The organism is Ligilactobacillus sp. LYQ135 (assembly GCF_053711055.1).
Window position 1 is genome coordinate 48959 of record NZ_JBSJYT010000007.1, and the last position, 25118, is coordinate 74076.

Consider the following 25118-nt stretch of genomic DNA (forward strand, 5'->3'; position numbering starts at 1 on the left):
TATCATGAAAAATAAATCAGCGTGTGACAATAATGGGTAAAAAAGTTAACTATTTAAAAAAAGAATCTTCTAAAATGCAAAGCGTAACTAAAATTGTTACAATGGAAATAATTAATTTAGTGAAAATAAGTTTTAGGTGATTCAAATGGAGAAAAAAGTCCGCTGGATGGTGCGACTAGTATTTATTATTTATATGTTATATATGGCATGTGTAATTAGTTCTAGTCGTGCAGTATACAGTTTTCTATTGCTAAACACATTTTTAGCATATATTCCAATTGAAGTTGCAATGCACATTAACACCAAACAGTCACGGTGGATTTTTATTGTTTTATTTATAATATGGCTACTCTTTTATCCTAATGCACCATATGTTTTAACAGATTTATTCCACTTAGCCCAAATTAATCCATATGATTCTTCAACTGGATTAATGGTCTTTAAACTACGGATTTGGTGGCACTATGGAAATTTAGTATTTAGTGCACTACTAAGTAGTTTGCTTGGAATTTGGAGTTTATCACATGTGTCTGAGGTGATTGCGAAAAGATGTCATCAAACTAATCCATTTTTTAAATTTGGACTGGTACTATTACTGGTTGTAATTTCATCAGTTGGTGTATATGTAGGACGTTTCTTGCGGTTACACACAGTTTACTTATTTATGGATCCAAATGGTGTGATCAATGAATTAATTAAAATGTGGAATGGTCGAATGCTTGCGTTCGTTGTGATGATTGCAGTTTTGCAACTTGTAATTTGGCTTGCAATGAATATTTATCGTTCAAGCATGAACTATGAAAGTAAAGAAGAAAAATAAAAGCGCGATTTATTCGCGCTTTTTGTATTAAAAGATATTATCATTAAATGTAAAAGATAATATTTTCAAATTTAGTCTTTTTTTGTGAACTTAATATGTTAGAATAAAACTATCTATAGGTCATTTTTAATTAATTTAAAAGAATTAATTAAGGTTTCTGAAAAAGAATCTGAAAATGATATAATAAAACTAGTTAGTTTATGAAATGAGGATTAATAATGAAATATTTTGGTACGGATGGCGTTCGGGGAATTGCTAACCAGTCATTAAGTCCAGAGTTAGCTTTTAAACTTGGTCGCTGTGGCGGTTACGTATTAACACAACATGCAAAGGACAAGGATCGTGCTCCCCGTGTTTTAGTTGCACGCGATACACGAATTTCAGGCCAAATGTTAGAACATGCATTAATTGCAGGATTACTTTCAGTTGGAATTGAAGTTTTCGATCTTGGAGTAATTACAACTCCAGGTGTAGCTTACCTTGTACGGTTACAAGATGCTGATGCAGGAGTAATGATTTCAGCATCTCATAACCCAGTTCAAGATAACGGAATCAAGTTCTTTGGTGGTGATGGTTACAAGTTATCTGATGAAAAAGAAGAAGAAATCGAAGCTTTATTAGAAAAAGAAGAAGATACTCTTCCTCGTCCTTCAGCAGAAGGCTTAGGAACAATGAGTGACTTCAAGGAAGGTGCTTTGAAGTATACTCAATTCTTAGAACAAACTATTCCAGATGATTTATCAGGAATGCACATTTGCATTGACGGTGCCAATGGCGCAACTAGTGCTTTAGTTTCACGTTTATTTGCGGATTTAGGAGCAGATTTTGAAACGATGGCAACTAATCCAAATGGGTTAAATATTAACAAAGATGTAGGTTCAACTCATCCAGAAGCACTTGCAAAACTTGTAGTTGAAAAGGGTGCTCAAGCTGGAGTTGCGTTTGATGGTGATGGTGATCGGTGCATTGCAGTTGATGAACTTGGTAACATCATTGATGGTGACAAGATCATGTACATTTGTGGTAAGTACATGAATGAACGGGGACGTTTGAAAAAAGATACAATCGTAACAACTGTTATGAGTAATCTTGGAATGTACAAAGCCATGGAAAAAGCCGGTTTGAAATCAGTAAAAACTAAGGTTGGCGACCGTTATGTAGTTGAAGAAATGTTAAAAGACGGCTACAATCTTGGTGGCGAACAATCAGGTCACGTTGTTTTCTTAGATTTCAACACAACTGGTGATGGAATGTTAACTGCACTTCAATTATTAAACGTAATGAAACAAACGGGTAAGAAATTATCTGAATTAGCAGCTGAAGTTAAAACATATCCACAAGAATTAGTTAACGTTCGCGTAACTGATAAAAAAGCCGCTTTAAATAATGCAGCCATCAAAAAGGTAATTGCCGATGTTGAAGCTAAAATGGATGGTGAAGGCCGAGTATTAGTACGTCCAAGTGGAACAGAAGACTTACTTCGAGTTATGTGTGAAGCTGCTACACCTGAATTAGTTCATGATTACGTAATGGAAATTGTGAATGTTGTTAAAGAACAAATGGGTGCTTAGTTTATTAAGAGAAAGAGACTGTGATAAGGATTATCATGGTCTTTTTTTACATACTTTGGTTAGATTTTTGAAGGGAGAAATTTATAATGAAAAAATTTATTTTAGATGCCAATTTATTTGAAAAGTTTCCAGATGCAGAAATTCAATACTTTACAGTTAATAATATTGATAACCATGAACGCAGTGAAGATCAACAATATTTCAAGCAATTACTTGCAAATGCCAAAGAAGAGTCTAAAAAATATATTCAAGACGAAGTTTTTCGCAAAAATCCAGTAGTTGCTAGTTGGCGAGAAGTGTATCAACAATTTAAGAAAAAGAAAGGAGCACGTTCTTCGATTGAAGCCTTATTAAAGCGCGTTAGTCAAGATCGTGATTTTGATCCTATCTTACCATTAGTGGATTTATATAATAGCATTTCATTGCGATATGGCATTCCCGCAGGAGGAGAAGATGTTGATCAAATTGATGGTGCAATGCATTTAGGTGTAACTGAAGGTGGCGATGAATTTTGGCCTCTGGGAGCAAATGATAGTGAGCCAACTTTACCCGGCGAAGTGTGCTACTATGATCAAACTGGAGCAATTTGTCGGTGTTGGAATTGGCGTGAAGCGAAAAGAACAATGCTAACTGAAAACACTACTCATGCTGTTTTAGTAACAGAAGCAGTCACAAAAGAACAAGCACAAAATTTAACTTTAGCAATGAATGAACTACATGATTTAGTTCAAAACTATTTTAAAGTACAGCCAAGCGGAATTGTAAAATTGAATCGAGATAATCCGGAAGGAGATTTAAAATAAAAATTGGTATAGTTCTATACCAATTTTTATTTTTATATTTGACATTTAATTCTAAAGCCTTTATATTGTTAATTGTGATTGATAGATTAATCATAATTAATCTATACCAATTTTTTAAAATGAAATTGATAAAAGAAAGAAGAATTAAATTATGTGTGGAATTGTTGGAGAAGTTGGAAATGATAATGCAGTTGAATTATTAATTCACGGCTTAAAAAAACTTGAATATCGTGGATATGATTCAGCTGGAATTTATGTAAATGATGAAGAAGGTCATGACTACTTAATCAAAACTAAGGGTCGCATTTCTGAATTAGAAAAGAAGATTGGAAAAGATGTACATGGAAAAATTGGAATTGCACATACACGTTGGGCAACTCATGGAATTCCAAGTGCTGAAAATGCTCATCCTCATGTTTCTGCAGATGGACGTTTTTACATGGTTCACAATGGTGTAATCACTAACTTTAAAGAACTTAAAAAAGAATATTTATCAGATGTTGATTTCAAGAGCGAAACAGACTCAGAAGTTATCGTTCAATTAGTAGGTAAATTTGCTGATGAAGGAATGGATACATTAGATGCCTTTAAAAAAGCTTTAAGTTTACTTGATGAAGGTTCTGCTTATGCTTTATTGATGATTGATCGGGATAATCCAGATACTTTATATGTTGCTAAGAAAAAGTCACCATTATTGATTGGTGTATGTGATGGATTTAATGTAGTTTGTTCTGATGCAATGGCAATGTTAAACGTTACACATGAGTTTATTGAATTACATGATGGCGAAATTGTTGAATTAACTGCTGATGCAATTATGATTCAAGACAAAGATGGTCATCCAGTAGAACGTAAAACATTCCATGTAAGTGAAGATGCCAGTGCTTCTGAAAAAGGTGGCTATGAACACTACATGTTAAAAGAAATTGATGAACAACCTGCAGTAATGCGGAAACTCATTCAAGAATATATTAATGAAGATGGCTCAATGAATATTGATCATGACTTACTTAAAGCAATTGAGGATTCAGATCGCATTTACATTGTGGCTGCTGGTACAAGTTATCATGCTGGTTTAGTGGGACGTGAATTATTTGAAAAATTTGCTAAGATTCCAACCGATGTGTGTGTTGCTTCTGAATTTGCATATAACCGACCATTACTTTCTAAGAAACCATTCTTTGTTTTCTTAACTCAAAGTGGTGAAACTGCTGATAGCCGCCAAGTATTAAATCAAGTTAATGAATTAGGTTACCCAAGCTTAACAATCACTAATGTGCCAAATTCAACATTATCACGTGAAGCAACTTACACATTATTACTTCACGCTGGTCCTGAAATTGCGGTTGCCTCAACTAAAGCATATACTGCTCAAATCGCAGTAGAAGCATTACTTGCAAAAGCTTTAGGCGTTGATATGGGCTATCAAGAAGCACAAGACTTTGATATTCGACAAGAATTAACTAAAGTAGCTAATGGGATGCAAGAATTAGTTGATGAAAAACATCAATTTGAAGAATTAGCTCAAAAATATTTGGCTAAATCACGAAATGCTTTCTATATTGGAAGGGCTATCGATTACGATACAGCCATTGAAGCTGCTTTGAAATTAAAAGAAGTTTCATATATTCAAACAGAAGGATTTGCTGCGGGTGAATTAAAACACGGAACAATTGCTTTAATTGAAAAAGGCACACCAGTAATTTCAATTATTACAGATAAGAAGATTGCTGCTCATACTCGCAGCAATGATGAAGAAGTGGTTGCTCGGGGTGCTAACTTAATTACAATTGTGTCAAAAGACTTAGCAAACGAACATGATCAAATCGTATTGCCAGATGTTTATCCATTATTAACTCCATTAGTTGCAATTATTCCAGCTCAATTACTTGCTTACTATGCAAGTGAACAACGGGGCTACGATGTGGATAAACCACGTAACTTGGCTAAAAGTGTAACAGTTGAATAGCAAAAAAATAGGACATACACATGTCCTATTTTTTTAACTTAGTAAATTTAAAATGTAGTTGATAACTCTAAAAATTAAATAGATAATTCCACAAATTACGAATAAACGTAATCCAAAGTAGATCAGTGGAACATACCACAGTGCGGTACCGAATAAATCATAAATTGGAGCAAAAGTTTGATGCATTCCAGCTTTAGAAAAAAGACTTAATCCAATTTGAATAATTAAGATAATTGACCCCAAAATAATACTTAATTTTAATTGTTTTCGATTAACCATAACTGCTCCTCCTTAGACTTTCAAATTAATTATAATATGAATGACATTGAATTAAAATAGGAGAAAAAGAAGTTACGTGAAAAGTTAAATAAAAAATTAAATTTATTTACATTTTTCTATTGACAGCGTTTACATATAGATATATATTAATCATGTAAGGTATTTAATAATTTACCTTCTAATCAATTCTCTTTCTCTCTTATGCCGAGGTTGTGACATTGTCATGGCCTCTTTTATTTTGACAATTAATTGTTGTCTCAGTAAAATTAAGAAAGAATTTTAATCAGAGGTGTCCAAAATGAAAAGTCATGAAGTTTTAACATTAATTGAAGAAATTACTCGGAATGACGGTTCAAGATATTTTGAAATCTCTAATATTGTCCAAAATGGACGGGCCGAATTAGCTGCTGATCGTGGATTTATTCAACAAGTCCGTATTGTTCAATTAAACATTCCACGTTCTAAAAATGTAATTAAATATGAAGAGTACATTAATCAAAACTTTGAAATGCCCCCAGAAAATTTTGATCATTTTGAAGAGTGGAAACGTACACCCGAAATGGAAAAAATTGTTCAAAATATTCTACATGAAAATCATGTTGCTTAAAAAATTCGATTGTTTTTTCAGAAAATATGAAAAGCCCGTTTCAATAGTCGTTTAAAATGTGGTAAAATAAACCCGTACTCGTAATGAGTAATTTGTAAAAACTTTAGGAGGCTGTTTTAATGTCAGTATTCGTAAACGGTAACGCAATCTACAACGATGCTCGTAAGGGTCACTATGCTGTTGGTGCGTTTAACACAAACAACTTGGAATGGACACGTGCTATTCTTCAAGCTGCTCAAGAAACAAAAACACCTGTTTTAATTCAAGTATCAATGGGTGCTGCTAAGTACATGGGTGACTACAAGTTAGTTAAGAACTTAGTAGAAAATGAAATGCGTGTTATGAACATCACTGTTCCTGTAATCATGCACTTAGACCATGGTAACTATGAAGCTGCCAAGGAATGTATTGAAGCTGGTTACTCATCAGTTATGTTTGATGGTCATGACTTACCATTTGAAGAAAACTTAGAAAAGACAGCAGAAATCGTTAAATTAGCTCATGCTAAAGGCATTTCTGTTGAAGCTGAAGTTGGTTCTATCGGTGGTGAAGAAGATGGAATCATTGGTGCTGGTGAATTAGCTAGCGTTGATGAAGCTAAGCAAATCGCTGCTTTAGGTGTTGACTACTTAGCTTGCGGAATTGGTAACATCCACGGCAAGTACCCAGAAAACTGGCAAGGACTTAACTTCGATCGTTTGAAGGAAATTGCTGACGCTATTGATACACCATTAGTATTACACGGTGGTTCAGGTATTCCTCAAGAACAAATCGAAAAAGCAATCAGCATGGGTGTTTCAAAAGTTAACATTAACACAGAAAACCAAATTGCATTTGCTGAAGCAACTCGCAAATACATTGAAGAAGGCAAAGATCGTGAAGGTAAAGGTTACGATCCTCGTAAATTGCTTGCACCTGGTACACAAGCTATCGTTGACACAGTTAAGGAAATTATCGGCTGGCTTGGTACACCATCAGTTGACTAATTTATTGTTAATTGATTATAAAAAGACTGCGATTAATCGCAGTCTTTTTATTTTGATTTAATTTGTAATTTCATAGATTGAATTAAATATTCACTTATCAGTTTGAATAAAACAGTTTGAATAACAAGATTTAAGGTTAATTCACGTGAAGCTTCTTCATTCACCTTTACATTCAGTTGAAATTCATTTTGGCTTATTTGAGTTAGTGCTTGATTAAATAATGCACTAAAATGATCATATTGTTTCTGGGGATTCTTTAAGATATCCTCATTTAACCAAATTCGAATATCATCTAAAGAATAAGCACGTTTCAAAAGTGTAATTAGCATTAATGAAACGAGATGCTTTTGTGAATATTTTTTCTTTTGGGGTTTGGGAATTAAATTTTTTTTAACATAACTATTGACCATTGAAGAAGTAATTGGATTCTCAGCTAAAGAACCTAAGTAGCGATTTCCTAAGTTAACTAGTTGGTCCATATATAATTCGATATCAGGTAATTCTTGCCATTCAGGAAGTTTGGAAAGTTGGCTTAACCAATCATTAAGTTTCATTAGACAAAAGACCTTTCATAATATTTACTTAATTATATCACAAAATAGTAAATTCTAGATATATAATATAATTTTAAAGAGATTGTTACTATATAAACTAGACTTAGAGTCTAGATTAGATGTATAATTAATATAAATATTAAATGAAAGAGGAGAAAAATTATGCCAAAAAAATACTACGTAACAAATGAAGTTTTAAGTGCATTAACACATGCAATTGGGATTGGACTAAGCGTATGGGGATTAGTTTTATTGATTTTAAAGGGAGTTAAAACAAACTCATCATTAGTCTTACTTTCATTGATTATTTATGGAGTATCATTGGTTGGGTTATATCTTTTTTCAACTCTTTTTCATGCGCTTTATTTCACAAAGGCTAAACGTTTCTTTCAATGTTTAGATCACTGTGGAATTAATTTATTAATTGCAGGCACCTATACTCCATATTGTTTATTAGCAATTAAGGGGAAATTAGGAATTTTTATTTTAAGTTCAATTTGGTTATTGTCTCTTGGAGGCATGTTATATCACTTATTTGCAAAAAATCGTAAACAAATTGTTGAAACAATTTTATATATAGTAATGGGTTGGTTTTGTTTATTAGGAGCTAAACCATTAATTGCAAGTTTAGGAATAGTTGGCTCGATATTACTAGTAAGTGGGGGAATTCTTTTTACATTTGGAGCTTTAATTTACAGTGTTAAGAATTTAAAATTTGCTCATGTTATTTGGCACTTACTAGTAATGGGTGGAACAATCTGCATGTTTATTAGTATTTATATGTTTTTATGATAAAGATGGGAACTTAGGTTGCTATCTTTTTTTATTAGGTTAATTAAGTACAATAAAAAAGGGTAATTTACAAAGAACTTATGAAAATAATAAGTTTAATCTGTAATTCAAATTAAATTGTTAAGGACCATAGGAACGAATTTGACCATTCTAATCGTAGATATTCCCATAAAAAGATGCATTAAATAAGTGTAAACGCTTGCTGATGATAGCCGAAGATGTTATTTTATACGTAGAGTCAGATTTTGAAAGAAGTGGGGAATGATGGTTATTAATAAATTGAATCGGCAGCAAGAAGCAGCACTTAATTCGTTTGAAAGTAGTTTTAGTATCATGCATGCTTTAGCTGATAAAAACCGGCAGAAAATTATAGTATTGTTAGCAAAACATTTAGAAGATGGATTGACAGTTACAGAAATTACTGAAAACATGGCAATTACTCAACCGGCAGTTTCTCATCATCTAAAAATTCTTCGGGATGCAGGAATAGTTACTTTTCGTAAAAAAGGACTTCAAAGTATGTATTATCTGACTCTGAAAGATCCACTTAAGGAACTTGAAAAGTCATTGAAAGATTTACGAACAAAATTTGAACGATAATTTATTTAGCAGTATGTGTGGTAAACTACAATAAAGTAGTTTACCACTTTTTTATTTCGTAAATGTAAGGCGGATGATTAAATGAAGTATTATGCAGTTACAAATGGAAGAAAAAAGGGAGTTTATCGAACTTGGAGTGAGTGCGAAAAGCAAGTTAAAGGCTTTCCTAATGCTAAATTTAAGAGTTTTTCAACTTTTAAAGAAGCTCAAGCATTTGTTGAAGTCAAAAATGTTCAAGTCAAAAAAGCACCATCCCAAAAACAAAAAGCTTTAAATGACCAGTGGGGAACTCCTGAAATTGTAATTTTTACTGATGGAGGTTCGCGAAATCATGGAAATAAACGTGGAGAGCACGTTAAAAGCGATGATAAAGCTGCTTGGGCATTTTTAATTTGTAAAGATCACCAAAAGTTGCATGCAACTGCGGGGGAATATGGGGCAACTAATAACAAAATGGAACTGACAGCCTTAATGCATGCATTACGAACTTTAGGACAGAAAAAATGGAATAATGCCAAAATTAATGCGGTTTTAGATTCCAAATATGTATTACAAGCAATTCAATTAGGGTGGCTAAAAACATGGAAGAAAAATGGATGGAAAAAATCTTCAGGGGAGATTGTTGCTAATGTTGAGATTTGGAAAGAAATTGAAAAAATGCTGCCATACTTTCCAAATTTAAAATTTAGTTGGACTAAAGGACATGCTAACAATAAAGGAAATATCATTGTAGATAAGTTATTAAATGCAACAATGGATAAAATGAAATAATTAAAAAAGTGTTAAATTATAAAAATAAAACGTTTTATCAGCATAATTAATAAAATTGTTGATTGAAATCCCTCTTTTTAAAGATATAATTAAGTAGGTAAAATAATGGAAGGATTGATAGGTATCAAAACAAAGAAGATCAGTATTATTCTCATTGTAATTATAGCTATTTTTGCTGCTTTAGGTGGAATGACAGCTTATCAAGCAACTCATTTTAATAAGAGGGTTTCCATTAACGGAGTAGATGTGGGTGGCTTGACTGCTAAGCAAGCAATTTCGAAATTAAAAGGATCTAAGTTAAATAATACTGTATATATTGGAAATAAAGTACTATATCAAGGTGAAAAGACCGCTTCGCAATTTTCTAGTAATGATGAGGCGACTGTTAAACAAATTTTGAAAAAGCAGTTTACACTTATTCCAATAAATAAAAAACAGTCATTTAGTACAAATTCTAAAAAAGATAGTACCTATCGGAAAAATCAATTAAGAGCAGCTGTTTATGAAAGCTTGAAACAACAAAATAAAACGCGCCAACCAGTTCAAGATGCCTATGCAATTTTGAAGGATGGAAAAGTTAGTGTTGTTAAAGAAAAAACTGGTGATCAGTATGACATTAATGCAATGATGAAAGAGTATGATCAACAGATCAATAATGACAAAATTGTTTTGAAATCAGTCATTGCTAAACCGGTAAGTTCATCAAGTAAGCAAATTAAAACACAAAAAACTAAACTTGAAAAACTAGCACAAGCAGCAGTTGATTATAAAGTGGAAAACCAAACTTATAAATTGGCTGCTAAAGATATGATTAAGTCAGCTAAATATATAAACGGGAAGTATCAAATTAATGCCCAACCTCTTAAGGAAAAAATTAAGCAAATCAATCAAGAAAAAGCAACTTTAAATAAAGAATTTAATTTCAAAACTTCTACAGGTAAAGAAATTCAAGTTCAAGGGAAGACATATGGTTGGGCGATTGATTCAAATTCAGCTGTGTCAAGTATTTTAAAAGCATATGAAAATGGTACTCAAACAGTTGATGCCAAAAATAATATTTATGGCGTTGGCTATAATGAAAACGGAACAGGATATGGAGTAACCTCCAATGATGGAATTGGAAATACATATGCAGAACTTTCATTAGCTGATCAACATGCTTGGTTCTATCGTGATGGTAAATTAGTAGCAGAAGTTGATGTTGTTACAGGTGATGTGAAGACAAAATGTGAAACCCCAACTGGAGTTTACTATATTATGTATAAACAATCACCATCAGTATTAAAAGGAACTCATCCAGATGGCAAAAAATATGAGGTTGATGTAGATTATTGGGCACAGTTTACTAATGATGGTTGTGGATTCCATGATGCTAGTTGGCGTACAAATTGGAACAAGGATGCTTACTTAACAGATGGATCAAATGGATGTGCTAATATTAAACCAGCTGAAATGGAAAAAGTTTACAATGCATTATCAGCAAATGAGCCTGTGATTGTATATTAAATTTAAAGAGATGGCAAGCATTAATATTGTATTTCAAATTTGTTATGTTAAAATAGACAGTGTAACAAATTTGGGGATGTTTAGGATTCGACAGGTATAGGTCGAGCTTAAACTGCGCTTAGTAGGTTGCGTCTACTATAAAACGCTCAGTTAAATATAACTGCAAAAAATAATAATAACTCATATGCTGTAGCTGCCTAAGCGTAGCATAGCATAAATCTTGATCAGCATCGTCCACGTGCTGAGCGAGGTTTTATATGTAGTGGACTACGTTATTGACTGCCGTTTGAGGTCAATAAAAGAGTTTTTTCAAATTAGCTGATAACGACTGCCATGTTGCACGGCGAAATTATCAGTGAATTTTAAATAGTGCAACTATGAACGTAGATGTTTAGGTGGCGATATGCTTGGACGCGGGTTCGACTCCCGCCATCTCCATAAGAGGGCTGAAGCTTGGGAATGGTTAATTCTATTGTGCTTCAGCCTTTTTTCTTAGAAGAATAGAAGTAGGAGCGATTTTTTGATGAAAATTTTAATGGTAGAAGATAACAAATCTGTATGCGAAATGATGTCGATGTTTTTTGAAAAAGAAAACTGGGATGCCGTATATGCATATGATGGAGAAGAGGCTTTAAATAAGTTTAAAGAAGATCCTGAAAGTTGGGATATGATTACTTTAGATTTAAATCTTCCTAAAATGGACGGAATGCAAGTCAATTCTGAAATACGTAAAATTTCTAAAACTGTGCCAATTATAATTTTGACAGCACGTGATTCTGAAAGTGATCAAGTTTTAGGACTTGAGATGGGAGCAGATGATTATGTTGTTAAACCATTTTCACCAATTACTTTAATTGCACGAATTAAGGCCTTATATCGCCGTGCAAACTTAAAAGGTGGTGAAGAAATTCAAACTGAACAACCACAAAAATTTGATATTGTAACAGATCACTTAAAATTAAGCACAAAGACGCGGGAAGTCTTTTTAGATGATAAACCATTAAATAATTTAACACCAAAAGAGTTTGATCTTTTGAAAACATTAGCACAAAAACCACGCCAAGTTTTTTCTCGGGAACAACTTTTACAATTAGTGTGGGATTATGAATATTATGGCGATGAAAGAACGGTTGATGCACACATCAAAAAAATTCGTCAAAAAATTGAAAAAGTGGGACCTCAAGTTATTCAAACTGTATGGGGTGTAGGGTACAAGTTTGATGATTCAGAGGTAAACTAGAATGAAGTTTAATTTTAAATTTAAACTTCTTTACCAACAAATGTTACTATTTTTTGTAATGATCATTTGCTTTTTAACAATTGTGGGTGCACTAGTTTTCCATTTAACGAAGGAAAATGTATATCAAGATACTTGGAATCGGATGGAAGGATATGCACAAAGTATTCGTAAAAATGCGCTTGAATTGACTACTAATCAAAATGGTGAAACTGAGATTACTTTAGATGCGCAAGAATTACGTGATAGTGAAATGGTCTTAGAAAATAGTGATGTTCACTTTACGATCTATACTTCACCAGATCAAATTTTATATCCTCAATATGGATTTAAGTCTAAAATTTCTAAAAAAGACTGGAAAAGATTGCAGAAGGGTGAAATTTTAAAACGTCGTGATGATCTTGGGGGCGTTGGTCGAGTTGGTAAAAAGGCACCTCATCCGGATCCAGATAATGATCTTGTAAAGCATCGAATGACAGATATTTTTGTACCATGTTTTGATGTAAATGGACAGCTAGTAGCGGTAATTTCAGTTGCTTCTGCGGTTTCAAATATTCAAAGCGACTTCCAAAAAATTCGTGAAAATCTTTTGATTGCATTACTTGTTTGTGCCGTTATTGGATTTATTATTTGCTATTTAATTGCCTACTATATCACTAAACGAATCAAGAAAATGCAAAAAGCAACTCGTCAGATTGCGGAAGGTGATTTTGACGTCCAAATTAAACATGGAGATCATGATGAATTAGATGAATTAGCCAAAGATTTTAACCAAATGGCTAATTCTTTGAAACTTTCACAAGAAGAAATTAAGCGTCAAGAAGAGCGACGTAAAGAATTTTTAGCTAATGCTGCTCATGAAATGCGCACGCCACTAACAACCATTAATGGTTTACTTGAAGGACTAAAATATCATGCGATTCCAGAAAACAAGATCGATGAAAGTATTGATTTAATGAGTAATGAAACTAAGCGATTAGTTCGTTTAGTGAATGAAAACCTTGACTATGAACGAATTCGTTCTGGACAACTTAAATTGAATCTAACTACTTTTAATGCTGCTAATGAATTAGAGAAAATTTGTCGGCAGTTAAATCAAAAAGCTGAAAAAGAAAACGATAAATTTGTCGTCAATATTAAAGGCAAAGTGCCAGTATATGCTGACTATGATCGCTTTACTCAAATTTGCTTTAATATTATTCAAAATGCAATTCAGTTTACTCAAAATGGGACAATTACAATTACAGCAACCCATAGTGATGAAGAACATGGAACAATAATTAAAATTGCTGATACTGGCATTGGAATGTCTCAAGGACAGTTAAATAATATTTGGGAAAGATATTATAAAGTCGATCCTTCAAGAGCGCAAACTAAAGGTGAGTCTGGTTTAGGCTTAGCAATTGTTCATCAATTGATGCAACAACATCATGGTAAAATCAACGTTGAAAGTACTGAAGGAAAGGGAACTACATTTACCCTTTTCTTCCCTGATAAGTAAAAAAATAAGATTGCGATTTTCTCGCAATCTTATTTTTTATTGGTCTGAAGCAGATGTACTTGAACTATTTACTGAAGTTGAAGATGAATTTGAAGTTTGCTGTCCTTCTTCAAGTTTTGACATGATTGAACCTTGCTTAATACTTTTAAGATATTTTTGTGCTTTAGCATTTGCACTTGAAACATCTGCATCGTTTTTATCAGTAGTTTGGAGTTCAGGTGCATCACTATTGTATTTATCAATTGTAGTTTTATCATGATTTAATGACCATAAACTATTTGACTTATTACCAAGTTTATTTTCAATGGAAAGTAACTTAGCATATCCATTACTATAATTGTAATCTTTTGGATCAACTGGTTTAAATCCTTTTGGTACATAGTACCGAAGTAAGTTCTTATTATTAAGTGAATCAGATGAAGTTAAGGATTCCGTTACGTGTTTGCGATCCTTGGCAATTTCAGCTTTCACTTCTTTTGAAGGATGTGAAATTACTTTTCCAGTACTATTCTCATAAATTGTGTTACCAATTACAGTATAGTTTGGTGTGATGAAATTATCATTGCGGAATGCAACAGCTTGATTATGTTCAGGTGAGAATAAATCAGTCCCAAATTGAATATATTTCTCAGAATTAATTCCAAGTAAATGAAGCAAGGTTGGCAAGACATCAATTTCACCACCATATTGATGTTGAACGCCACCATTATTATCTCCTGGAATATGGATCATAAATGGAACCCGTTGCATTTGGACATCATCAAAACTATTCCAATCTGATGCAGACTTATCTAATAATGGTGCTAACTTAACATTACGAGTATCGGAAATACCATAATGATCACCATATAAAATAATTACAGAGTTATCATACAAGCCACTCTTATGCAAATAATCAAAGAATTCTTGTAATGCTTGATCAAGATAATGAGCAGTTACAAAGTAATTATTAACTGAACTATCTCCAGTATCAGCTGCTTCAAATGATTTATTTGCATCATCAATTTCAAATGGGAAGTGGTTTGATAATGTTAAGAACTTGACATAAAACGGTTGCTGCATATGTTCAAGATATTTAATTGAATCATGGAAGATCAATTTATCCTTAATACCATATTCAGTTAAGTTATTTGCATCAGTATTATAATAGCTTGAATCAAAGAAATACTGATAACCTAAGTTCTTATAAACATCATCACGATTCCAAAATGAACCATTATTTCCATGGAACACTCCAGTTGTATATCCTTGTGTTTGATTCAAAATTGCTGGAGCACCTTCAAAAGTATTGTCAGATCCAAGTGCTGAGAAAAGCGATCCTTGAGGTAATCCAAAAGTTCCTGTTTCTAGCATTGTTTCAGCATCTGAAGTTTTTCCTTGACCAACTTGATTAAAGAAATTATCAAAACTATAAAATTCTTTTCCATTATATAAACTATTTAAAAATGGAGTAACTTCTTTACCATTCAATTTATAGTTGATCAAAAATTGTTGGAAACTTTCAAGATGAATTACAATTACGTTTTTACCTTTAGCAATACCAAACATTTTAGGATTAGGTTGTGCATAATTTTCTTGGTTGAATTTCAAAATCTTATTTAAATCAGAACTTTCAGCACTATTCCGTGCATGATTATTTTTAGCAGTTTTAATTGCATCATAAACAGTAAAAGTATCTAAACCTAAATATTTAACCAAGTATTCACGATCAAAAGTGCGGGTCAATAACTGAGGACGATCAATTTCACCTAATACAATATTAAATAAAAGCATAAAAAGTGAAAAAGATGTCATTGCCACCGCTTGTTTTTTAGGAACTGGTTTAGGATCAACTTTTAAAAAGTGAGTCATAAAACCAATTGCTAGTAAAATCAAGTCAGCAACAACGATGATATCTTGCGGTTTTAACAGTGCCAAGGAACTAGTACTAAGTCCTTCTGAAACTGCTGAATAACCAAAAATAACGTTCATTGTCATAAAATCAGTGAATTCACGATAATATATTACATTGAACATTAGTAACGCAGTGTTAGCGATATAAATTAATGTCATAAAAATATATGCTGGAACACCACGTTTAACATAAAGTGCTAATCCAAGTAGCAGCAATGTAGTTGCAATCGGATTAATTAGAAGTACAAAGTATTGGTAAAATCCTTTAACTCCTAAGTGAAAATCGATGAAGTAAACTAAAATTGTTTTTAACCAAAATAAGAAGGTTAATAGCCAAAAGTATCCCCATCGAGTATTTAAAAACTGATGTATTTTTTTGAAATGCACGGTCAGTAACCGTCCTTTCTTTAAAATTAAACCAAACATACAAGATATATAATAAACTATTACCCCCTACTTAGTTAAGTAATTTATGACATTTATTAAATATTTAATGTGAGATTTTTGAAAAGGGTTGCAATCAAAAGAGAAATCGATTACAATTGGGAAATGTTGTGTAAAAGAGAACTGATTAGAAAGAGGTAAATATAATATGTTAATTGCACTTATTCCAGCATTAGCCTGGGGAAGCATTGGCTTGATTAGTGGTAAACTTGGTGGAACTGCTAATCAACAAACACTTGGGATGACATGGGGTGCATTGATTTTTGCAATCATTACTACTTTATTTGGATGGCAACACTTCATTGAAACATCCTCATGGAAATTATGGATTGTCGGATTAGTTTCAGGATTATTCTGGAGTTTAGGTCAATATCAACAATTTTCAGCAATGAAAGCTGTAGGTGTTTCCAAGGCAATTCCAATTTCAACAGGAGCACAGTTAGTTACAAATGCATTGGCAGGTGTAATTTTATTTCATGAATGGAAAACAGCTCACCAATTAACAATTGGATCAATTGCATTAGTTGTTTTAGTAATTGGTGCAACTTTAACTGCTTTACGTGACAAGCAAAACACTGCAATCAATGCAGAACGCATTCAAGAAGATTGGCACCGTGGAGCACGTGCTTTAACTTTATCAACATTAGGTTACTTAGGTTATACTGTTGTGGTTACATGGACTGGTGTTGATACTAAGGCAATGGTATTACCACAAGCAGTCGGCATGGTTTTAGGTGCCTCAATGTTTGCTTTAGGTAAGAATGCATTTAGAAAAGAAACATATAAAAACATCTTTACTGGTTTAGTGTGGGGAACAGGGAACTTCTTCATGTTTGAAGCAACTCGCATTGTTGGGTTGGCAATTAGTTTCTCATTCTCTCAAATGGGAATTGTAATTTCAACATTTGGATCAATCTTGTTCTTAGGCGAAAAGAAAACCAAGAAAGAATGGGTATACGTAATCACTGGATCATTAATGGTTATTTTAGGTGGTTTTTTACTCGGTTTATTAAAATAAAAGATAAAAAAGGCTGCAATGAAAATTGCAGCCTTTTTTGTCTATTGTTCTAAATGCTTTTGTCGTACCTTTTTTGATATAACAAATCTATAATTATTTGTCTTTAAGTGTTTATAAGTAAAAATAATAATTTATCTTGTTTTTTATGTGTCATTTAAGCAAAAATATTGTATAATGAAAGTGTACAGAAAATCGATAGCAAAAGGAGATATTACGATGGCTCACATTAAATTTGACAGTTCAAACTTAAGTAAGTTTGTTAAAGACTATGAACTTGACCAAATGCAAGCAATGGTAAATGCTGCAGACGAAGAATTACGTGAAGGTACAGGTGCTGGTAATGACTTTTTAGGCTGGTTGAATTTACCTGTAGATTATGATAAAGATGAATTTGAACGGATCAAAAAAGCAGCTAAAAAGATTCAATCAGATTCAGAAATTTTAGTTGTTTTAGGAATTGGTGGTTCATACTTAGGTGCACGTGCCGCAATTGAATTTTTAAACAACAACTTCTATAACTTGATGGATTCAAGCAAACGCAATGCTCCTCAAATTTTCTTTGCAGGAGACTCAATCTCATCATCATACTTGTATGATTTATTAGATTTGATTGGCGATCGTGACTTTTCTGTTAACGTTATTTCTAAGTCAGGAACAACATTAGAACCTGCAGTTGCATTTAGAATTTTCAAGAACAAATTGGAAGAAAAGTATGGTAAGGAAGGCGCACGCGAACGGATCTACGCAACCACAGACCGTGCCCGTGGAGCATTAAAGACATTAGCTGATGATGAGGGTTATGAAACATTTATCATTCCTGATGATATCGGTGGACGTTTCTCAGTATTAACACCAGTTGGCTTGTTACCAATCGCTGCTTCAGGAGTTGACATTGATCAATTAATGAAGGGTGCTGCTGATGCACGTGAAACTTACACAGATCCAGATTTGAACAAAAATGAAGCATACCAATATGCAGCATTACGTAATATCTTATTCCGTAAAGGTTATAACATTGAATTACTTGAAAACTATGAACCATCATTAATGTACTTTGCAGAATGGTGGAAGCAATTAATGGGTGAATCAGAAGGTAAAGATGGCAAGGGAATTTATCCATCATCAGCTAACTTTACAACTGACTTACATTCATTAGGTCAATACATTCAAGAAGGTCGTCGTGTATTAATGGAAACAGTTATCAATGTTGAAAAACCAAATCATGACATTGATATTCCAATGGATGACAAGAACTTAGATGGCTTGAACTACTTAAAGGGTAAAACAGTTGATTACGCTAACAAGAAAGCTTGCCAAGGTGTAGTGGTTGCTCACACAGATGGTGGTGTGCCAGAAATGATTATTAACATTCCTGACCAATCAGAATACACATTAGGTTACTTAATTTACTTCTTTGAAATCGCAGTTGCAATTTCAGGATACTTGAATGGCGTAAATCCATTTAACCAACCAGGTGTTGAAGAATACAAACAAAACATGTTTGCTTTATTAGGCCGTCCTGGTTATGAAGAAAAGACAAAAGAATTAGATGAACGCTTAAAATAAGCAAAAAAATTAACGAAAAGCTGTGGTGAATGCCATAGCTTTTTTTGTTAAATTCAATTTTTTGAAAAGATTTTAATGGATGCAGATTTCATTTTTTGCAAAAATAATTAGAGTTATTAAATTTCAAGTTATATTTTTGATATAATTAAGTTGCAAATATATTAAAATCATTTTGCAATTCATGATTTAAGCTAACAATTTTCAAGAAATTTCGATACAATGAGAATAGAGGAAGTTTGGAAGGGAGCATGTGCATGATTGCTAAGTCTGCAGAAGAATTAATTGGGGAACAAAAGGAGCACTTTTTGATTCCGGCAGACCAAGTTGCAAATGTTTATGAAAATAATCACTTGGATCATGCCTTTTTAGTATTAACTAAAATTGGGTATGCAAAAATTCCAGTTTTAGATAATGAACAACATTTCAAAGGGCTGATTTCATTAGCGATGATTACGGAATCAATGTTAGGATTAAATGGAATTGATCCTAGTAATTTAAGTAAACGACAAGTAGCAGAAGTAATGCAAACCAACGTACCTACAGTAACTACTGATAATGATATTGAAGATGTATTACATTTACTTGTCGATCAACCGTTTTTAGTGGTGACAAATAAAGATAATGTGTTTAAAGGAATTATTACGCGACGCGAGTTAATTAAAAGTGTCAATCATATGGTACATGAACTTGATAAGCGTTATAATGTAGAACCAAAATAAAAATAGTCTGTGGCTTGGTCACAGACTATTTTTATTGGACATTTTTGTCCGCTGAAAGATCGATTGGGCTAGTTGGAACTTTAATTCCAGCTTGAGCTAAAGCATTGAGATAAGCATGTAAATATTTACGTTGAATAATTGCTTGTGCACCACTTTTAGTCATAATGATGACGCGATATACTAATTCACCCTTACCAATATCAACAGGCCCTTGAATTGTTGGACCACTAACAATGTCATTATTATCTTGATTATCAAGTTCTTGGTTAACTGCTTTGATAATTTTAGTCATCTTGTTAATATTTGTATCTGGTTCAATTCGGATATTAACAACTGCTCTCATTGGATTACGTGACATATTAGAAACAATGGTAATGTTTCTATTAGGAACAAAATGCAAAGTTCCATCGGCTCCTAAGACTTGAGTAGTTCGCAATCCAATTGCATGAATGGTTCCTTCAATACCAGCAATTTTAACAGTATCGCCCACAACGAATTGTTGTTCAAGTAAAATAAAAAAACCAGTAACAACATCAGTAACAAAACCTTGTGCACCCAATCCTAAGGCTACACTTGCAATTCCAGCACCAGCAAGTAAAGTACCTACAGGAATTCCAAATAAAGATAGTAACGCATAAATTAGGAAAAATAACATGGTATAGTGGAAAATATTATTAACAAGTGTATAGATAGTCCGAACACGGCCATCAGCAATATAACTGCCTTTTTTTTCTTTTTTGGTAGTATGTAAAATCACTCGCCGAATTAACTTTTTCCCAAATGAATTTAAAATCGTAAAAAGTAAGCAAATTAACACAAAAGAGATCGTTTTAGTAATTAAAATTGAAAAAACTTTATTCCAATCAATACTGTGGGTAAAACGCATCCATACATTAGTTTGTTCACTTACTGTTTTGGCAACTTTTGTATTATTTGTGGCAAGAACAAAATTAAAATTATTAAACACAATTGAACCTCCATAATAAAATCATGTAAGTATTATATCAAAGAAAAGTCCAGTTTACGTGAAAAATTTGGTATAATATAGACGTTCATTAATATTATACGGCAACAAATTCCGTCTAAACTTTAGAAATAGCATATTATTGCGGTTTCATTTATTAAATGATATTCTAAAACTGTAGACATCTAGACAGGAGGGATCATGCTTGACAATGACATTTGGACAATTAGCAGGAATAATTGCTGCAATTGCATTTTTGATTTTAGTTGTGTTCATTTGTCGAGTCCTTGCAAGATTAGTTAAAACGGTCTCACAATTGACAAGTACATTGAATACGTTGACAAAGGACGCAGACAATATTTCTGATCAAGTTGAACAGCTTTTAGGAAAGACCAATGATTTAATGGCTGATATTAACGAAAAATCAAGAAAAGTAGAACCATTATTTGATACAATTGTTGATTTAAGCGAAAGCGTTTCTGATTTGAACGATGCGAGTCGGGGAATGGCAAGTCGAATTGCAGAAACAGCTAAAGATTCATCTAAGATGAAAAAAGCTTCAACATTGTTCAGTGTTGGCAAACATGCAATGGGCGCCATTAATAAAGCGAAAACTAAGAAATAAATATTGCTAAGGAGGAGCTTTAAAATGAAGAAAGGTTTTTTATTAGGATTAACAGCAGCTGCTTCAGCAGCATTCGTAGTTTCAAAGAAATTAACAGAATCTCAAAAAGATAAGATTGCAATGAAAGTCGATGAAGTCATGTTAAATGTGCGTGACACAGTTTTTAAATATGATAAATATGCACATGATTACTTAGACGAAAATCGTGATACAATTAATCATTTTAAACAAAACGTATCAGAAAAAGTTAATCGTGTGAAAGATAATGCAGCTGTTTCAGAAGCATTAACTTCTTTGAAAAAAGCTACAAGTGATTTAAAAGATTACATTACAGAAAATAATGATGATCCCATAAGTGAACCTGCTGATGATGCAGTTATGCAAGGTGATATTTACATTAACAGTGCTGATTTAGAAGATACTGATGATGATCTTCAAACACAAGTATTTTATCCTCAAGGTTGGCGTGAACCAGCACAAAGTTTAGATGATAATAACGAACCTCAATATTAAAATAAAAATACGGTTACAGTCAATCGCGATTGTAACCGTATTTTTTATACAATTTTATTATTTAACTGGAATAACTTTAAGTTCTTTTGAAGTGTGCGTAAATGGAGCACAGCCATTTTCAGTAACATGAACACAGTCTTCAATACGCACGCCAGCAACACCTGGAATGTAAATTCCGGGTTCAATTGAGAAACACATTCCCGGTTGTAATTCCATATCGTTGCCTTCCATAATTGATGGAAATTCATGTTCACTTTGGCCCATCCCATGACCTAAACGGTGAATGAAGTATTCACCATAACCAGCTTTTTCAATGATGTTACGTGCAATTTGATCTAATTGAGAAGCTCTAATTCCTGGCTTAACTGCAGCTTGAGCAGTTAATTGAGCTTCCAAGCATACATCATAAATTTCTTTAGCTTTTTCGTTAATTTCTCCAAAAGCAACGGTACGAGTTGCATCTGAAATATAACTATCATAAATTACTCCAAGATCAAAAAGAACCATTTTATTTGGCTTGATTAAATCATCTTTAGGAGCACCGTGAGGATCGGCTGCATTGGCACCACTTTGAATAATTGTGTCAAAGCTCATATGCATAATTCCTTTTTTCATTAATGCATATTGAATTTCAGCAACAATGTCACGTTCTGTTCGATTCTTTTGTAAGGCATTAAAGCCAACTTCAAATGCAAAATCAGCCCACTTACCTGCAATTTCAAGTTTTTTAATTTCATCAGGAGTTTTAATTAATTTTTCCTTTTGAATTAAAGGAGTTAAATCACCAATAAATTGAGCATTTGGATATTGTTTTTTGATTGCTTCAAAACGTTCAACCGTTAAATTTCCTTTTTCAATTGCCCATTTTTCAGGATTATGTACAATTTTTTCAATGTGACTTTTAATTAACGCATATGGATCTTCATGATCTAAATAACCGTAAACAGGATATTTCCAGCCAGTTTCTTTTACGGATTCAACTTCTAAGGCAGGGGCGAAAACAAAAGGTTCATGATCTGGAAATACAAACAATCCTAAAGTACGTTCGATTGGATCACTTTCAAATCCAGTAAAATAAGCGATGTTTTTATAATCACTGACATATGCAATGTCATAATTTTTTTGAGCTAACCATTTTTGAACAGTTTCAAGGTGTGACATTTTAACTCATCCTTTCACATAAATTTGATTAAAGTATACCATACATAGACAAAAAAGATGAATTACTGACAGATGTAATTTTTTCAAAATAACTAAAAACAATAGTTGAAGTATATTTTATCTCGTTTTGAAATTTACCGTGCAATTACTAAATGATTTTCATGAAATTAAGCAGAATAAATGAAAATAAGCTGTCATTAAAAAGTAAAATTAAGTAGAGTTAATAACTTAATTAAAAGCATTTAAAACGCTTGCATTCATATGAAAACTTTGATAAATTTAATAGTGTTTGGAAAATGAAATCGAATGAAAAAATTATCAATGGAAGGAGCTTAACCATGGAAAAACAATCGATTACAATTTATGATGTTGCTAAAAAAGCAGGCGTTTCAATGGCAACTGTTTCGCGTGTAGTTAATGGCAATCCTAATGTTAAGCCAGGAACACGGAAAAAAGTTATGGAAGTGATTGACGAACTTGATTATCGTCCTAACGCTGTTGCCCGTGGATTAGCAAGCAAGAAAACGACAACTGTTGGGGTAATTATTCCAGATGTGACTAATGTCTATTTTTCATCCCTTGCACGTGGAATTGATGATGTTGCTACTATGTACAAGTACAATATTATTTTAGCGAACTCTGATGGTGATGAAAATAAAGAAATCCAAGTATTTAATAATTTGTTAGCTAAACAAGTTGATGGCATCATTTATATGGGAACCCATTTAACTGATACTTTACGTGATCAAATTAAACATACTAAAACACCAGTGGTATTGGCTGGCTCAGTTGATCATAAAAATGAAATTACAAGCGTACATGTTAATTATGTAAACGCAGTTAAAGAAGCAGTTATAACACTAATCAATCATGGAGATAAAAGGGTTGCTTTTGTTTCTGGACCACTTGAATATCCAATTAACAGTGAATATCGCTTGAAAGGATATAAAGAAGCTTTAAGTGAAAATGGAATTGAATTTGATCCTGATTTAGTTTTCGAAACGGATGATTCATATCGTGCAGGCGAAACACTTTGGCCAGCATTATCATCTGCAAATGCAACTGCTGCGTTTGTTGCTGATGATGAACTTGCAGTGGGAGTATTAAATGGAGCAATTGATGCAGGAGTAAAAGTTCCTGCAGATTTTGAAATTATTACTGGAAATGATTCTAAATTAACTGAAATTGCCCGACCACAACTTTCATCAATTACACAACCACTATATGATATTGGTGCAGTTGCAATGCGGTGCCTAACAAAGTTAATGAATAAAGAAGACGATCAAGTTGAAACAACAATTGAATTACCATATGGGTTCATTAAACGGGGGTCAACGCGTTAATTAAATAAAGTAACTGAATTCATTTTTCACTGGCATTTCAGTGAAAAATGAATTTTTTTATATTGATAATTTAATGTTTTTTTGATAACATTTAACTTGACTGTAATTGTCAAATTCAAAAATGGAAAGAGGTATTTCAAAATGTCAGGACATTCAAAATGGCATAATATCCAAGGCCGTAAAAACGCCCAGGATGCAAAACGTGGAAAAATTTTCCAAAAAATCTCACGAGAAATTTACATGGCTGCAAAGACGGGTGGTCCTGATCCAGATGGAAACCCACAATTACGGCTAGTTATGGATAAGGCACGCGCTGCTAACATGCCAAAAGATAACATTAAACGTGCGATTGATAAGGCAACTGGTACTGGCGGTGCAGATTATGAAGAAATCACATATGAAGGTTATGGACCAGCAGGTGTTGCTGTATTAGTACATGCCTTAACAGATAACCGGAATCGAACAGCTTCTGCAGTTCGGGGTGACTTTAACCGTAATGGTGGTAACTTAGGTGAATCCGGTTCAGTTAGTTTTATGTTCAACCGTAAAGGCTACATTGCAATTTCACGCGAAGATTTAGATGTTGATGAAGAAACAATGGAATTAGCAGCAATTGAAGCTGGTGCTGATGATGTTCAAACTTCAGATGATGTTTTTGAAATCTACACAGATCCAAAAGATTTTGAAAGTGTTCGTGATGAACTTCAAAAAGAATATGATTTGGCAACTGCTGAATTGACAATGGTTCCAACAACTACAACTGCAGTTCCTGCAGATAAAGTGGAACAACTTCAACGGTTGATTGACAAATTAGAAGATGAAGATGATGTTTCAGAAGTGTTTACATCAGCTGAATTCCCAGAAGATTAATAGTGA

General features: G+C 33.0%; 24 protein-coding genes and 1 other RNA gene. 20 read left to right on the forward strand and 5 right to left on the reverse strand.

The features are described from left to right. Window positions 1–145 precede the first annotated feature (145 nt). The 4 genes from ACWCL1_RS06620 to glmS all read left to right on the forward strand — a co-directional run bounded on the left by ACWCL1_RS06620 (window position 146) and on the right by glmS (window position 5163). Window positions 146–820, forward strand: coding sequence for a DUF1361 domain-containing protein (locus ACWCL1_RS06620; protein ID WP_454546121.1), 675 nt, complete (start codon window positions 146–148; stop codon window positions 818–820). Between the two features lie 218 nt (window positions 821–1038). Next, complete coding sequence (gene glmM, locus ACWCL1_RS06625) at window positions 1039–2391, forward strand: phosphoglucosamine mutase (protein WP_454546122.1); 1353 nt, start codon at window positions 1039–1041, stop codon at window positions 2389–2391. Window positions 2392–2477: 86 nt separating this feature from the next. Continuing rightward, complete coding sequence (locus ACWCL1_RS06630; RefSeq protein WP_454546123.1) at window positions 2478–3194, forward strand: B3/B4 domain-containing protein; 717 nt, start codon at window positions 2478–2480, stop codon at window positions 3192–3194. Window positions 3195–3345: 151 nt separating this feature from the next. After that, window positions 3346–5163, forward strand: coding sequence for a glutamine--fructose-6-phosphate transaminase (isomerizing) (gene glmS / locus ACWCL1_RS06635; protein WP_454546124.1), 1818 nt, complete (start codon window positions 3346–3348; stop codon window positions 5161–5163). A 33-nt stretch (window positions 5164–5196) separates the two neighbouring features. On the opposite strand, the gene ACWCL1_RS06640 is transcribed toward glmS, so the two are convergent. After that, window positions 5197–5442, reverse strand: a complete 246-nt coding sequence (locus ACWCL1_RS06640; protein ID WP_454546125.1) for a hypothetical protein — start codon at window positions 5440–5442, stop codon at window positions 5197–5199. A 298-nt stretch (window positions 5443–5740) separates the two neighbouring features. Between ACWCL1_RS06640 and ACWCL1_RS06645 the strand changes: the two genes are divergently transcribed. Together ACWCL1_RS06645 and fba are read left to right on the forward strand one after the other, a co-directional pair. Then, a complete protein-coding gene (locus ACWCL1_RS06645; protein ID WP_454546126.1) occupies window positions 5741–6049 on the forward strand; it encodes a hypothetical protein in 309 nt (102 codons plus the stop codon). A gap of 119 nt (window positions 6050–6168) precedes the next feature. Further along, window positions 6169–7035 carry a class II fructose-1,6-bisphosphate aldolase gene (fba, locus tag ACWCL1_RS06650; RefSeq protein ID WP_454546127.1) on the forward strand — a complete coding sequence of 289 codons (867 nt, stop codon included), beginning with the start codon at window positions 6169–6171 and terminating at the stop codon, window positions 7033–7035. A gap of 47 nt (window positions 7036–7082) precedes the next feature. Here fba and ACWCL1_RS06655 read toward each other — a convergent pair whose 3' ends face one another. After that, window positions 7083–7589, reverse strand: coding sequence for a DUF1836 domain-containing protein (locus ACWCL1_RS06655; protein ID WP_454546128.1), 507 nt, complete (start codon window positions 7587–7589; stop codon window positions 7083–7085). A gap of 162 nt (window positions 7590–7751) precedes the next feature. Here ACWCL1_RS06655 and trhA point away from each other — a divergent pair, with 162 nt between their 5' ends. The 7 genes from trhA to ACWCL1_RS06690 all read left to right on the forward strand — a co-directional run bounded on the left by trhA (window position 7752) and on the right by ACWCL1_RS06690 (window position 13996). Continuing rightward, window positions 7752–8381, forward strand: coding sequence for a PAQR family membrane homeostasis protein TrhA (gene trhA, locus ACWCL1_RS06660; RefSeq protein WP_454546129.1), 630 nt, complete (start codon window positions 7752–7754; stop codon window positions 8379–8381). 264 nt (window positions 8382–8645) lie between these two features. Beyond that, window positions 8646–8981: an ArsR/SmtB family transcription factor gene (locus ACWCL1_RS06665; RefSeq protein ID WP_454546130.1), complete on the forward strand. Its 336-nt coding sequence runs from the start codon at window positions 8646–8648 to the stop codon at window positions 8979–8981. An 81-nt stretch (window positions 8982–9062) separates the two neighbouring features. Then, window positions 9063–9752, forward strand: a complete 690-nt coding sequence (locus ACWCL1_RS06670) for a ribonuclease H family protein (protein ID WP_454546131.1) — start codon at window positions 9063–9065, stop codon at window positions 9750–9752. 105 nt (window positions 9753–9857) lie between these two features. Then, window positions 9858–11258: a L,D-transpeptidase family protein gene (locus ACWCL1_RS06675; protein ID WP_454546132.1), complete on the forward strand. Its 1401-nt coding sequence runs from the start codon at window positions 9858–9860 to the stop codon at window positions 11256–11258. 72 nt (window positions 11259–11330) lie between these two features. Next, window positions 11331–11699: a transfer-messenger RNA gene (gene ssrA, locus ACWCL1_RS06680) on the forward strand. 82 nt (window positions 11700–11781) lie between these two features. Then, window positions 11782–12498, forward strand: a complete 717-nt coding sequence (locus tag ACWCL1_RS06685) for a response regulator transcription factor (protein ID WP_454546133.1) — start codon at window positions 11782–11784, stop codon at window positions 12496–12498. 1 nt (window position 12499) lies between these two features. Next, window positions 12500–13996 (forward strand): ATP-binding protein, encoded by a 1497-nt coding sequence (locus ACWCL1_RS06690; protein WP_454546134.1) that lies wholly within the window; start codon window positions 12500–12502, stop codon window positions 13994–13996. A gap of 36 nt (window positions 13997–14032) precedes the next feature. Here ACWCL1_RS06690 and ACWCL1_RS06695 read toward each other — a convergent pair whose 3' ends face one another. Further along, window positions 14033–16276 (reverse strand): LTA synthase family protein, encoded by a 2244-nt coding sequence (locus ACWCL1_RS06695; protein WP_454546135.1) that lies wholly within the window; start codon window positions 16274–16276, stop codon window positions 14033–14035. A 205-nt stretch (window positions 16277–16481) separates the two neighbouring features. On the opposite strand from ACWCL1_RS06695, the gene ACWCL1_RS06700 reads away from it, so the two are divergent. The 3 genes from ACWCL1_RS06700 to cbpB all read left to right on the forward strand — a co-directional run bounded on the left by ACWCL1_RS06700 (window position 16482) and on the right by cbpB (window position 19636). Continuing rightward, window positions 16482–17351 (forward strand): GRP family sugar transporter, encoded by an 870-nt coding sequence (locus ACWCL1_RS06700; protein ID WP_454546136.1) that lies wholly within the window; start codon window positions 16482–16484, stop codon window positions 17349–17351. A 216-nt stretch (window positions 17352–17567) separates the two neighbouring features. Next, window positions 17568–18917: a glucose-6-phosphate isomerase gene (locus ACWCL1_RS06705; RefSeq protein ID WP_454546137.1), complete on the forward strand. Its 1350-nt coding sequence runs from the start codon at window positions 17568–17570 to the stop codon at window positions 18915–18917. A 254-nt stretch (window positions 18918–19171) separates the two neighbouring features. Next, window positions 19172–19636 carry a cyclic-di-AMP-binding protein CbpB gene (cbpB, locus tag ACWCL1_RS06710; protein ID WP_454546138.1) on the forward strand — a complete coding sequence of 155 codons (465 nt, stop codon included), beginning with the start codon at window positions 19172–19174 and terminating at the stop codon, window positions 19634–19636. Between the two features lie 31 nt (window positions 19637–19667). On the opposite strand, the gene ACWCL1_RS06715 is transcribed toward cbpB, so the two are convergent. Further along, window positions 19668–20606, reverse strand: coding sequence for a mechanosensitive ion channel family protein (locus ACWCL1_RS06715; protein ID WP_454546160.1), 939 nt, complete (start codon window positions 20604–20606; stop codon window positions 19668–19670). A 205-nt stretch (window positions 20607–20811) separates the two neighbouring features. On the opposite strand from ACWCL1_RS06715, the gene ACWCL1_RS06720 reads away from it, so the two are divergent. Next, window positions 20812–21225: a DUF948 domain-containing protein gene (locus ACWCL1_RS06720; protein WP_454546161.1), complete on the forward strand. Its 414-nt coding sequence runs from the start codon at window positions 20812–20814 to the stop codon at window positions 21223–21225. Window positions 21226–21249: 24 nt separating this feature from the next. Beyond that, window positions 21250–21738: a hypothetical protein gene (locus ACWCL1_RS06725; protein ID WP_454546139.1), complete on the forward strand. Its 489-nt coding sequence runs from the start codon at window positions 21250–21252 to the stop codon at window positions 21736–21738. Window positions 21739–21795: 57 nt separating this feature from the next. Here ACWCL1_RS06725 and ACWCL1_RS06730 read toward each other — a convergent pair whose 3' ends face one another. Beyond that, entirely contained in the window at window positions 21796–22899 is a 1104-nt protein-coding gene (locus ACWCL1_RS06730) for a M24 family metallopeptidase (RefSeq protein ID WP_454546140.1), read from the reverse strand. A 338-nt stretch (window positions 22900–23237) separates the two neighbouring features. Between ACWCL1_RS06730 and ccpA the strand changes: the two genes are divergently transcribed. Next, entirely contained in the window at window positions 23238–24242 is a 1005-nt protein-coding gene (gene ccpA / locus ACWCL1_RS06735; RefSeq protein WP_454546141.1) for a catabolite control protein A, read from the forward strand. Between the two features lie 141 nt (window positions 24243–24383). Continuing rightward, entirely contained in the window at window positions 24384–25112 is a 729-nt protein-coding gene (locus tag ACWCL1_RS06740; RefSeq protein WP_454546142.1) for a YebC/PmpR family DNA-binding transcriptional regulator, read from the forward strand. The last annotated feature ends 6 nt before the right edge of the window (window positions 25113–25118 follow it).